This is a genomic window from Luteibacter sp. P4_E6 (assembly GCF_056401535.1).
Genome location: NZ_JBFUJE010000097.1, coordinates 1 through 11,240, shown reverse-complemented (window position 1 = coordinate 11,240; position 11,240 = coordinate 1). Strand labels below are relative to the sequence as shown.

The 11,240-nt window shown below is 65.3% G+C and carries 13 protein-coding genes and 1 tRNA gene; 5 read left to right on the top strand and 9 right to left on the bottom strand.

The features are described 5' to 3' along the window. Positions 1–107: 107 nt before the first annotated feature. The 8 genes from AC1DT2_RS08510 to rsmD all read right to left on the bottom strand — a co-directional run bounded on the left by AC1DT2_RS08510 (position 108) and on the right by rsmD (position 6,213). Complete coding sequence (locus AC1DT2_RS08510) at positions 108–515, bottom strand: MAPEG family protein (RefSeq protein ID WP_477295848.1); 408 nt, start codon at positions 513–515, stop codon at positions 108–110. 18 nt (positions 516–533) lie between these two features. Then, positions 534–1,589 carry a TMEM43 family protein gene (locus AC1DT2_RS08505; RefSeq protein ID WP_477295847.1) on the bottom strand — a complete coding sequence of 352 codons (1,056 nt, stop codon included), beginning with the start codon at positions 1,587–1,589 and terminating at the stop codon, positions 534–536. A gap of 28 nt (positions 1,590–1,617) precedes the next feature. Next, positions 1,618–2,469 (bottom strand): MBL fold metallo-hydrolase, encoded by an 852-nt coding sequence (locus AC1DT2_RS08500; protein ID WP_477295846.1) that lies wholly within the window; start codon positions 2,467–2,469, stop codon positions 1,618–1,620. A 10-nt stretch (positions 2,470–2,479) separates the two neighbouring features. Then, a complete protein-coding gene (ggt, locus tag AC1DT2_RS08495) occupies positions 2,480–4,180 on the bottom strand; it encodes a gamma-glutamyltransferase (RefSeq protein WP_213948708.1) in 1,701 nt (566 codons plus the stop codon). 64 nt (positions 4,181–4,244) lie between these two features. Next, the gene (locus AC1DT2_RS08490) at positions 4,245–4,502 is read right to left on the bottom strand and encodes a YfhL family 4Fe-4S dicluster ferredoxin (RefSeq protein ID WP_063571679.1); all 258 of its coding nucleotides are present in this window, start codon (positions 4,500–4,502) and stop codon (positions 4,245–4,247) included. Positions 4,503–4,592: 90 nt separating this feature from the next. Continuing rightward, positions 4,593–5,096: a hypothetical protein gene (locus AC1DT2_RS08485; protein ID WP_063571689.1), complete on the bottom strand. Its 504-nt coding sequence runs from the start codon at positions 5,094–5,096 to the stop codon at positions 4,593–4,595. 17 nt (positions 5,097–5,113) lie between these two features. Beyond that, positions 5,114–5,617, bottom strand: coding sequence for a pantetheine-phosphate adenylyltransferase (gene coaD, locus AC1DT2_RS08480; protein WP_063571678.1), 504 nt, complete (start codon positions 5,615–5,617; stop codon positions 5,114–5,116). Between the two features lie 26 nt (positions 5,618–5,643). Further along, positions 5,644–6,213: a 16S rRNA (guanine(966)-N(2))-methyltransferase RsmD gene (gene rsmD / locus AC1DT2_RS08475; RefSeq protein WP_477295845.1), complete on the bottom strand. Its 570-nt coding sequence runs from the start codon at positions 6,211–6,213 to the stop codon at positions 5,644–5,646. Between the two features lie 64 nt (positions 6,214–6,277). Between rsmD and ftsY the strand changes: the two genes are divergently transcribed. The 5 genes from ftsY (at position 6,278) to AC1DT2_RS08450 (ending at position 9,950) form a co-directional block, all read left to right on the top strand. Next, positions 6,278–7,408 (top strand): signal recognition particle-docking protein FtsY, encoded by a 1,131-nt coding sequence (gene ftsY, locus AC1DT2_RS08470; protein WP_477295844.1) that lies wholly within the window; start codon positions 6,278–6,280, stop codon positions 7,406–7,408. A gap of 29 nt (positions 7,409–7,437) precedes the next feature. Beyond that, positions 7,438–8,490, top strand: a complete 1,053-nt coding sequence (locus AC1DT2_RS08465; RefSeq protein WP_477295843.1) for an AsmA family protein — start codon at positions 7,438–7,440, stop codon at positions 8,488–8,490. Further along, entirely contained in the window at positions 8,487–9,533 is a 1,047-nt protein-coding gene (gene mutY, locus AC1DT2_RS08460) for an A/G-specific adenine glycosylase (protein ID WP_477295842.1), read from the top strand. The genes AC1DT2_RS08465 and mutY overlap by 4 nt, the downstream gene beginning before the upstream one ends. Next, positions 9,530–9,808: an oxidative damage protection protein gene (locus AC1DT2_RS08455; protein WP_477295841.1), complete on the top strand. Its 279-nt coding sequence runs from the start codon at positions 9,530–9,532 to the stop codon at positions 9,806–9,808. Before mutY ends, AC1DT2_RS08455 begins: the two co-directional genes overlap by 4 nt. A gap of 66 nt (positions 9,809–9,874) precedes the next feature. Next, a tRNA-Phe gene (locus tag AC1DT2_RS08450) sits at positions 9,875–9,950 on the top strand. A gap of 65 nt (positions 9,951–10,015) precedes the next feature. On the opposite strand, the gene AC1DT2_RS08445 is transcribed toward AC1DT2_RS08450, so the two are convergent. Beyond that, on the bottom strand, positions 10,016–11,240 hold a 1,225-nt coding region (locus AC1DT2_RS08445; RefSeq protein WP_477295840.1), incomplete at its 5' end, for a hypothetical protein.

Here is an 11,240-nt window from a genome sequence, read left to right as displayed (position 1 = left end):
CTGTGGGAGCCGATTCATCGGCGATCCCGCGGCAGCGGGCCGGGTTATCGCTAGCACCCTATCGCCGCTGAAGCGGCTCCCACAAGGGGCCGCCGCTGAAGCGGCGCCTACACCGAGGCGGCGATCACGTGGATCACCACGTATTGCCAGATAAGCATCAGCGCCATCAACCCGATGACTAACAAGGTCAGAGCAGCCCCCACGGCGCGTCCGGCCGAATTGCCCGCTGCCCGCGACAGACCCACGGCGTGGACGAGTCGCGCGATCACCAGCGCCACGCCGAACGCATGAAGCAATAGCGGCACGGTCTGATCGAGTTCGAGAACCAGCAGGAGGATCAACGCCAGCGGCACGTATTCCGTGGCGTTGCCATGCGCACGAATGGCACAGGCGACCGCACGGTCGCCACCATCGCCCAGGCCGATGCGCGTGCGCCGGCGGATGAGCATCACGCGGACCGCCAGGCCGAGAATAAGCAGGGTCAGCAGTGCCGCGTAAAGGCCGGTGATACGCATGGTCTCGCTCCTGAGGGGTCAGTCGGACGGCAATGCCGAGCGCTGCTGGACGCGCCAGATCGCCAGGCCCGCGCCGAGCACGGCAACGAGCAACCATACGCTTGCCGTCATCGCGTCGCCAGCCAGCCACATCACTCCCGCCACGGCGGGCACCACCACGGCACCGATACCGGCGGCGAACAGCACATCGTTGCGCAGGCGGCTTGTGCATGCCAGCAGCAACGCACCCAGGGCCGCGAGCACGAACGCCGCGAGGCGAACCAGCAGCACCGCCTGTGGCGGCTCGGGCAGGGCGGGCAGAACGTCGAGCAAACTGCGGTCGCCCACCTGCACATCGAAGCCGGGATCGCCATCCTTCGGCTCACGCGCCGCCAGCGTATCGCCGTCGATGCGCGCCAGCACCGTCATCGACTGCACCGGCACGGCTTCCCAGCTGATCCGAAGGTCGCCCAGGCGCGGATTGGACGGCTTGCTGCTCGTCACGAGCTTGTCGTCCACGCGCTGGAAGGTCGCAGCCAGGTTCGCTGGCAGCTTGTGTTCGTCAGGCGCGATGTCGATCCGTCCGGGGAATGCGCGGATGATCGGCGTGGACAGCTTGAAGTTGCCCAGCTTTACTTCACCCGCTTCGAACTGACGCCCCTGGATAGGGAAGGCACCCGGATTCACGTGTCCCGCCGGCTTGGCGAAGTTGGTCGCATCGATGGGGCGATCGACCCAGTCCAGTTCGTAATGCGTGCTGCCCCCCACCGTGATCTCGCGCCACTGGAACATTTCCACGTGACGGATGAGGATCGGCGAATCGGCCCGGACGTTGAACTCCGGATCGCGCGGTGCGTCGAGAATCTGTGGCGTGCCACTGACACGCGTCATCGAACCGTACTGCCCGGCGGAGGGCCGTCCCTCTGCACCCAGGTCCAGCACCGGCGAACCGTGGCGCGCTATCGCTGCGCCGTAGTCCATGACGCGGTGTTCGTTCCAGGCGATCAGGCCCAGTCCCGCAAGCAATAGCACGGCACCGGTAACGCGCGCGCTCCAGGCCATGCCCGTGTCTTTCATCTTGTGTTTCGACTTCATCCTGCCCCCGTGCCCGCTATCGGCGTCCTTACGCTTCGATGCCGCTTAGTCGTTCATGCATATCGGCAGCCGTGTAACGGCCTTTACCGTCCCGTTCCACGGACGCCATGGCGCAACCGTGGTCGTGGGTAAAGAAAAGCTTTACGCCACGTGCGATCTTGTCGTCGAGAAACACCCGTTTCTCATCGATCAGTTTTTCCGGCCAACGGTCGTAACCCATCGTCACCGGCAAGTGCACCCATGGCCGGCCGGGGATGAGATCGGCGCAGAACGCCACGCCACCCACCTCCGCGAGCATCAGGCCCGGGGTGTGGCCTTCGGAAAATTCGAAGCGCACGGCGTCGCCCAGTGACGAGGGCCGTCCGGCCTCGACAAGTTCGAGCCGGCCGCTCGCCTCCAGCAGACCAATCAGTTCGGGAATGAACGAGGCGCGGTCGCGAGGATGCGGATCGCGTGCACGCTCCCAGTGATCGGCGCCCACCAGAAAGCGTGCGTTCGGAAACAGCAGGGTCGCCGGGCACCCTTCCACCCAGGGCGCCAGCAAGCCGCCTGCGTGATCGAAGTGCAGGTGCGACAGCACGACGACGTCGATGTCCTCATGACGAAGACCGGCCTCGGCGAGCGAATCGAGCAACACGTGGCGATCTTCGACCACGCCGAAGCGTTCGCGCATGGCCGGGTCGAAGAAGGCGCCGATGCCCGTCTCGAACAGCACGTTCCTGCCATCGAGCCCGGTGACGAGAAGGCAGCGACAGGCGAGCGGGATGCGATTCTCCGCGTCCGGCGCCACCCAACGCGACCACATGGCGCGCGGCGCATTGCCGAACATCGCACCGCCGTCGAGCCGCTGCGAGTTGCCGATGAGTGACCATAGCTTCATGCAGGCAACCTTACTGCACCTTGCCCAGGCCCGACGGGCGACGCGGATCGCTGGCGGCGTCGAGCTTGTTCGTCCGGTGGTCCCAGGTCACCACGTTCATGAATCCCCAGGGCGAGCGGTTCCGCAGTACATGCCCCATGTCCGTCAGCGCCTTGGTCGTGGCATCGTCGAAAACGCCAGCTTCCACATCGACGCGGTCGGGCAGGTACTGATGGTGATAGCGCTTCTGCGCCGTGATCTCGGAGGCGCTCTTGCCGTCAATGAAGGCGAGAATGCCCTCCAGCACCTGCGTGATGATGGTCGAGCCACCGGGCGAGCCGATCACGGCCGTACGGTCGGCACCGAAAACGAAGCTGGGCGACATCGACGACAGCATGCGTTTACCCGGTTCCGGCGCATTGGCCAGCGCGCCGCGCAGGCCGAAGGCATTGGGCTGGCCCGGCACGAGGGCGAAGTCATCCATTTCGTCGTTGAGCACCACACCGGTGCCCTTGGCGATGAAGGCCGAGCCGAACTCCAGGTTCACCGTGAGGGTGGAGGCGACCATGTTGCCGTCGGCGTCAATCACCGAGAAGTGCGTGGTGTGCATGCCCGGCTCGGGCGCCATCGAGGTCGGCAGGAGATCGGACGGCGTGGCCTTGTCCGGTGAGATCGTCGCCCGCAGGCCGTCGGCGTAGTACGCCGAGAGCAGCATGTCGAGCGGCATCTTCACGAAGTCGGGATCGCCCAGGTATTCGTTGTGATCGCGGAACGCGCGGCGCATCGCCTCGATCGTCAAATGCGTCGAATGGGCGAGATCGAGCTTGGCCAGGTCGAAGCCCGACATGATGTTGAGCACCTCGGCAATCGCCACGCCACCCGACGACGGCGGCGGTGCGGTGACGATGCGATAACCCTTGTAGTCGATGCTCAGCGGCTGGCGCTCCTTCGCCTGGTAAGCCTCGAGATCGGCGGCGGTCCAGTTGCCGCCAGCGCCACGGGATGCGTCCACGAGCAGCTTCGCGGTTTCGCCCTTATAGAAACCGTCGTGCCCCTTCGCCGCGAGACGCTGCAGGGTCTTCGCCAGATCCGGCTGCCTGAGCGTCCAGCCGGCGGTGGGCACCTTTCCGCCCGGAAGGTAGACGGCCGCCGATGCTGGATAGCGTGCGAGCACGTCCTTACGGTCATCGATGGTGCCGAGGAAGCGTGCGTCGGGCTGGAATCCTTCGGTGGCGATGCGGATGGCCGGAGCGAGGGAGACCGACAGCGGCAGCTTGCCGTAGTGCGCCGCCATCCAGACCAGGCCGGCGGGCTCACCCGGAATCCCGGCGGAGAGCGGGCCATTGGTCGACACGTCCCGGTTCGGCTGACCGTCCTTGCCCACATAGACCTTCATGTCGACGGCCTTCGGCGCGGTTTCACGTGCGTCGATGAATACGTCGCGATTGTCGGAAGCGCGATGCAACAAGGCCATGAAGCCGCCGCCGATGCCCGAACTCTGTTGTTCGACCACGGCGAGCGTCGACGAAACCGCGACGGCTGCGTCAAAGGCGTTGCCGCCCTTGCCGAGCACTTCGAAGCCCGCGTTGGTGGCCAGGTAATTGGCGCTGGCGATGGCGGCGTGGCCGGGGCCTTTCGACGGCGGCGGTGCGTTCTGGGCGCTGGCGCAGCCTGCGCCGACAACAAGAAAGAGACTCGCGGCGAGCACGCGCCACGACGGGGCATGGACCATGGGGTTTCGCTCCGGGAAGGGATATCGCTATCGGCGAGATTAACCGATGAGACCGGGCAAGGGCTTACGAGGCGGCCTTCGCCATCAGGTGCTCGTACTTGAGCATCAACTGGTCACGCGATTCGACGCGGTCCGGATCGTTCGGGATGCACTCGACCGGACAGACCTCGACGCACTGGGGAACGTCGAAATGGCCCACGCATTCGGTGCACAGGTCCGGATTGATCTCGTAATAGACCTCGCCAAGCGAGATGGCCTTGTTCGGGCACACGGGTTCGCAGACGTCGCAGTTGACGCAGGTGTCGAGAATGATCAGGGACATAGCTACCATTTTACCCCTAAGACGGGGTAGGCGCGGACAAAAAAAGGGCGCCGCTGGTGCGGCGCCCTCTCTTCGCCACCGGGACGTCGATCAGTACGCGACGAAGCGGTATGTGGCGCCGCTCGGGGCCAAGGCATCGGCGACGCGCTGCTGGTCAGCCTGGTCGCCGATGAACAGCACGATGACGTTCTTGAACGAACCGGCGTTCGCGCCCTTGAAGGCGGCGACGATGAGGTCGGCGGTCTTGGCCGACTCCGGACCACCGAAGACGAGCATGTTGCCGGGGGTGACGCCGCGGGCAACGGTGCCCTGGACGTTGTCGAGCTGGCGAGCGCGACCGTCCTGGCCAGCCTGGTCGTCGCCGGCCGGAACGAAGTACGGGAACGGACGGTCAGCCGTCATGCCCTGCATGTTCTTGCGCACGATCTGGCCGAAGTACTGGCTCCAGGCCTTGGTATCGGTCGGATTGGTCGGCTTGGCGACGGCGGCTTCCTGCGTGGTGGCAGCCTGATCGGCGTCTTCCGACTTGTTGCAGGCCGAGAGGGCCAGGGCGGCGGTCAGGGCCACGGACGCGGCGAGGACGAACTTACGCATGATGATCACCTTTGTTTTCAAGAGTTGCGCCAGCGTTGGCGCATGGCCTGCTGCACCGCCGGATGCACGAAGCCGGAGATATCGCCACCCAGGCGACCGATTTCACGCACTAGCGAGGAAGAAATGAAGCTGTATTGCTCGGCCGGCGTCAGGAACAGCGTCTCGGCCTGGGGAATCAGGTGACGGTTCATGCTGGCCAGCTGGAATTCGTACTCGAAGTCCGACACGGCCCTTAAACCACGCAGGATCACACCCGCGCCGATTTCGGCGACGAAATGGGCGAGCAGGCAGTCGAAACCGCGAACTTCCACATTGGGCAGGTCGGCCAATGCCAGACGAGCCAGCGCGATGCGCTCACCAAGGCTGAAACCGGGACCCTTGTTACGGCTCTCCGCCACGGCGACCACGATGCGGTCGAACAGGGGCGCAGCACGGGACACCAGATCGGCGTGACCGTTGGTGATCGGGTCGAACGTGCCGGGATAAACGGCAAGTCGCGGATTGGCCGGCAGAGGAGTCATGAAGGCGGGTCGAAGGAAAGCGCGGGCTAGCTTAACGGATCAGCCGGGGTGCGGCGATAGAGGGCGTAGGCCACCTCCCCCGCGTGACCCTGGCGGTGCGGAAACCAGTTGTGGGGCAGGCTCAGGGCCGCGCCGCGTGGCGCCTCCACGTATATCCAGCCATGGGCGGCGATCCAGACGCCGTCCTCCAGTTGCCGTGCCGTCGTTTCCCAGGCATCCAGGGCGAAGGGCGGATCCAGCAGGACGACATCGAACGGCCGGCCGGGACCACGCRGCCACCGCGAGGCATCGTCGCCGACGACCTCGCCTTCCACCTTGAGACGGGCCAGATTCGCCTTGAGGGCGGCCGCCAGTCGCGCGTCGCGCTCGACGAAGGTGACGGCCCGGGCACCCCGCGACAGCGCCTCGATGCCAAGCGCCCCGGTTCCGGCGAACAGATCGAGGCAGCGCGCCCCGCCGACAACGGGCTGCAGCCAGTTGAACAGCGTCTCGCGGACGCGATCGGCCGTGGGCCGGAGTCCTGGCAGGTCGGGGACATCCAGGCGCGAGTTGCGCAGGGTTCCGCCGATGATGCGGACGCGGCCTGACGCGCTCATCGCTCAGCGGCCAGTGAGGGCGGGAGTGCTAGCATTCGCCTATTGTCTTTGAATCGCTGGCGCAATGCTCAAGTTCTGGAAGAAGAAGCCCGTCGAACCCATCGCGACGCCCGACGTCGCGCCACCTGACGAGCGCGCGGAGAAGGTTGCCGACGCCGCCTCGATCGACGCTGGCCCGGCGGTGTCCGAGGCCCTCGCCGAAACCGTCCTGCCCGAGCCCGAGGCCCCCGAGGTCGAACCCGATGTCGAGGAGGCCTCGATTGTCGAGGCGGCTCAGCCGGCGAAGCGGAGTTGGCGCGAGCGTCTTTCCGGAAGCGGCTTCGCCAAAAGTCTGACCACGCTCTTCGTCCGTCATCCCAAGCTGGACGACGACCTGCTCGACGAGCTCGAAACCACCCTGATCACCGCCGATGTAGGCGTGGAAGCCAGCAGCAACCTGGTCGAGGACCTGCGCAAGCGCATGCACAAGCGCGAATTCGCCGACGCCGGGGATCTGCTGAAAGCCTTGCGTCGTGAGCTCGTGACCTTGCTCAAGCCGGTAGAAAAACCGCTGGACGTAACCACATCCAGCCCCTTCGTGATCCTCACCGTCGGCATCAACGGCGTGGGCAAGACCACGACCATCGGCAAGCTGGCCCGTCGCTATTCGGACGAAGGTCGCAGCGTGATGCTGGCTGCTGGCGACACGTTCCGCGCCGCCGCCGTCGAGCAGCTCAAGACCTGGGGCGAACGCAACAAGGTACCCGTCGTATCCCAGGGCCAGGACGCGGACTCCGCCAGTGTCATCTTCGATGCGCTCCAGGCCGCCCGCTCGCGCGGCACGCAGGTGCTCATCGCCGATACGGCGGGCCGCCTGCACACGCAGGGGGGCCTGATGGACGAGCTCGGCAAGATCGGGCGTGTGATGAAGAAGCTCGACGCCGCCGCGCCGCACGAAGTGCTCATGGTGATCGACGGCACGACAGGGCAGAACGCCATCAGCCAGCTCCGTCAGTTCCGCGAGACCGCGGGCGTTACCGGACTGGTCGTGACCAAGCTCGACGGCACCGCCAAGGGTGGCGTGGTCTTCGCACTGGCCCGTGAATTCAAGTTGCCGATCCGCTATGTGGGACTCGGCGAGACAGCCACCGACCTCCGTATTTTCGATGCCGAAGCCTTTGTCGACGGGCTGTTGCCGGCGAGCCTCGGTGGCTGAGTGAGCGCCGGATCGCAAGCGTCGCGGCCATGAACCGTCGACTGCGCATCGGCCTCCTCGCCGTCGCCGGCATCGCCGCCGCGCTTATCGTCGCGGCCCTGATCGCCATGTATGTGGTGCTGCAGCCGGAGCGCTTCACGGCACTCTTGCAGTCTCGTGCGCGCGCCTCCGGCCTCGACCTCACGCTGGCAAATCCGGCCAGTCCCACCCTGTGGCCAAAGCCCTCGCTGGAACTGGACGGCATCACCCTGCACGGCAACGGCGGTAACACGCCACTGATCGTCGCGGCGCGCGGGAAGCTGGTCCTCCCATGGCGCACCCTTCTGGGTGGCGAGGCAACGATCTCGCGACTCGAGGTAGAAGGCGCGCGCATCGATATCGACGCCGTCTCCGCGTATCTCGACACATTGCCCCCACGTCCCTCGACCGCAGGCGCGATCCTGCCTGAAATCGATGCCGGATTCCGCGTGTCGCGAAGCACCTTGCTGCGCGGTAACCGCCTCCTGCTTTCCAATGTCGACATCGATGCCGGTCGTCTCGCCAACAACCATCGGTTCACGCTGGCGCTCGATGCGAGYACGGCGGACGAAACACCTTATTCGCTTACTATCGCGACCACGCCGTCGCTCGCCCACGGCGTGCTCACGCTCGGCGATCTCGACATCGATGCTGGTAGCAAGAACCACTTCGGCGCGAAGCTGCACGGCGATGCCACGTGGCGCGGCGGCGCCGATGTCGGCGCCTCGATGGCCGGACGGGTGACGCGCAGCGAGGCTGCGCCGTATGACGTGGTCCTCGGGGTGACACCCGCGAACCAGCAGGATCCGCTATCGATAGGGCTGAAGATCGACGGCGCCCAGGATCATGCCGATCTGCACCTGCCGCCACTGGCGTTGGCCGACTGGTGGTCGGGCATGCAAGCGGGACAGCCACCGACGCTGCCACCCGTGGAGGGCACGATCGACGCCGCCCAGGTCGATATCGGCAGTGTGCATGTCAAGGGCTTGCGAGTGCGGTCCGTTCCCGGCTCGATGGCGCCGGCCGCGACCTCGACAGCCGCTGCGCCGGCGGGTGCGCCATGAACACGTTCGCCACCGAATTGTTGCGCTGGTACGACCATCACGGCCGCAAGGATCTTCCCTGGCAGCACCCGCGCGACGCGTACCGGGTGTGGCTGTCGGAGATCATGTTGCAGCAGACCCAGGTGGTCACTGTCATCGGTTACTTCCAACGCTTCGTGGACCGGCTGCCCACGCTCGCTGCCCTGGCCGGAGCCGACGAAGACACTGTGCTGGCGCTGTGGTCCGGTCTTGGTTACTACCGCCGCGCGCGCTTCCTGCATCGTGCCGCGCAGTTGTGCGTCGAGCGCCACGGCGGAGCGTTGCCGCGCGACATCGATGCCTTGCTGGCGTTACCGGGTATTGGTCGCTCGACGGCCGGCGCGATCCTCGCGCAGGCCTATGGGCTGCGCTTCCCGATCCTGGACGGCAACGTCAAGCGCGTGCTGACGCGTTACCACGGCGTTCCCGGCCACCCCGGTGAAAGCGCCGTTGAAAAACGTTTGTGGGCGTTTGCGGACGAACACACACCGGCCACGCGCACGGCGGACTTCACGCAGGCGATCATGGACCTCGGCGCCACGGTGTGTGTGCGCAGCAAGCCGCTGTGTCCGCTATGCCCGCAGGCCGCCCGTTGCGTTGCGCTGCGCGACGGACTGACGGCAACGCTCCCCACCGCGAAGCCGGGCAAGAAGATCCCGACGCGCGCGCTGTCGATGCTGCTTCTGCGCGACGCTCGTGGTCGCATCCTGCTTGAGAAGCGCGGTGCGCAGGGCGTCTGGTCGGGCCTTTGGAGCCTGCCTGAAGCGGACGACGTGTCGGCGGCCGGCATGGTCGCATCGCGGCTCGCACGCATTCGCGATGCCGATCCCCTGCCCGCCTTCACCCACGTTTTCAGCCACTACCGGCTGGACGTTTCGCCCATCCTGTTCGACCATGCCGCCCCGCTTACCGCCGTGGCCGACCGCCCCGACCAGCGCTGGTGCGACCGGGACGAAATCGCCTCGCTCGGCCTGCCCGCCCCGGTGCGCACGCTGCTGAACAACCTTCCGGAGATATCCCCATGACGCGCATGGTTCATTGCGTAAAGCTCGGCCGTGACGCCGAAGGCCTCGACTTCGCCCCTTGGCCCGGTGACCTCGGCAAGCGCATTTACGAGAACGTCTCCAAGGAGGCCTGGGCGCAGTGGCTCAGCCACCAGACCATGCTGATCAACGAGATGCGCCTGTCCCCGCTCGATCCGAAGACCCGCGGCTTTCTGAGCGGCGAAATGGAGAAGTACTTGTTCGGCGGCGACGTGGTACAGCCCGCCGGCTACGTTCCACCCGAACGAGAGGCTTGACGCCGACGCCCGCAACGGATTTAATACGCGGCTCCACTCGCCGCAACACTCGTTGCAGGCATCTGTGGCTCGGTAGCTCAGTTGGTAGAGCAGGGGATTGAAAATCCCCGTGTCGGCGGTTCGATTCCGTCCCGAGCCACCATTTATTCAGTGACTTAGGCCACCCGTGCGGTGGCCTCTTCGTTCATGCTCCCCGCATGCAACGACTCAAGGGTTGAATGCGATCAAATTGCGCAACACCAGACTGAGCCGTGTCGCGATCTGCGAATTGACTGCCGAGGTGGTGCCGGCGGCCTGGTAAAGGCTCACGTTGTCCGGTATGTGCGCCAGGATGGTGTAGAAACGTCTGGCTTGGCTCGTCCGGGTCAAACTGAAACCAGTCTTGCCCGCGATCTCGTTCTTGATCGCCAACAACTTATCTACGTTCGTATGCGCCGTGCCTAGCTCGGCGCGGATCTCAATGATGGAATCCGGCGCCGCATCGTTCCGGTGGAGCCTGGCCCGGTTGTTCCAGTTCGCGGAGTTCGCGACCAAAGTCAGCCGCGGCATCAGCCGTGGGAGCGGATCGAGGAAGGTGCGCGCGTCTGCATAACGGGTCAGCGGATTGTACGGATAAGCAGCACCCGTCAGGAGCCCGAAATGCGGCCTGAAATCCATGACTTCGTGCAAGGTGTGATAGGGCAGCGAGCGATGATCGTAATCCTTGCGCCAGAACGCCGTGATCGAATAAGCGGCCGCGGTCAATTCTCCATGCGTGGCACCGGCCTGTTCCGCCAGGCGCATCATGCGCGCGGCCGTGAAAGAATGGCGCGCCCACATGGGAATCTGGTGGCTGCGCGCGTAGATAAAGCCGGGATGCTGCTCCTCCGTCGAGACCCCCACGTCGGCGAGCCCTACCGGAGCGAACCCAAGCCGATCTCGCACAAGGAACGTGTTGCGTGGGCGTGCATGGGCAACCCTTCCTAACAGGGTCGTGGTCTGGAATGTATCGAAGTCCACCAGGCCACCCGCCGCGCCTAGATCGAGCATGCCCGCACCGTGCGTGCCCTTCCCGCGCACGAAGTAATTCATCACGTCGTGGAAGGTCGCAATCTTGTCGCGCATGGAATGCCGACCCGGGGCTTGCAACACGGGATGAAAGCTCGCCGCTATCGGGCGCTTGTCCRCAGCCTGCACATGGTTGAACCAATCGGCGTAATCAGCCCATGTCGTGCCCTGCGGCGTCACACTGGCCAGATCGGCGGTGATGGCTGCGTGCCCCGGCCTGGTAGCGATCCAGGCGCTTATCTTCCCAAGCAAGGTGTCAATATGCGCTTCCGCAATCGGGCTGGCATAGACCTCGTTGGCGAGCAGCTTTTCCTCACGTCGCCCCTCTTTCGACGAGACCCATCCGTAGATCGCCAGCGCCAGATCGTGATAATTCGCATACGAA